This is a genomic window from Paraburkholderia sp. JHI2823 (assembly GCF_038900695.1).
In the GTDB taxonomy this organism is placed as follows: Bacteria; Pseudomonadota; Gammaproteobacteria; order Burkholderiales; family Burkholderiaceae; genus Paraburkholderia; species Paraburkholderia mimosarum.
In genome coordinates this window covers 1-413 of record NZ_JAYMRY010000315.1, presented here as the reverse complement: position 1 = coordinate 413, position 413 = coordinate 1, and the positions used below count along the sequence as shown (strand labels likewise).

The following is a 413-nucleotide window of genomic DNA, read 5'->3' as shown; positions in this document are numbered from 1 at the left end:
ACTTCTATCTGGCCTTCGCGTATTCGGTGATGATCGATCAGAAAACCATCGCCGGATTCGCTGAAGTGTCGGGACTCGCGATGGAGACGGAAGTCGAGACTTATCGCGAGGGCGGATGGAACAACGGCGAGCATCAACTCGCCGGGCCGACGAAATACAGCTCGCGTATCGTGCTCAAGCGCGGCTTTGGCGACATTCCGTATCTCTGGAATTGGTATCTCGGTGTGATGAAGGGCACCATCCAGCGCCGCGACGTGACTCTGACGATCAACTGCGTGAACGGCGCGCACGGCGACGACAACGCTCCGAATTGGGTATTCCGCAAGGCTTGCCCGGTGAAGTGGACGGGCCCCGAACTGCGCGCGGCGACTTCGGCGATCGCGTTCGAGACGGTCGAACTCGTCCATCAGGGA

The 413-nt window shown here is 59.8% G+C and carries 1 protein-coding gene; it reads left to right on the top strand.

Going from position 1 to position 413, the window contains the following annotated elements; all coding sequences use genetic code 11:
• On the top strand, positions 1–413 hold a 413-nt coding region (locus tag VSR34_RS38800), incomplete at both ends, for a phage tail protein (protein ID WP_342965288.1).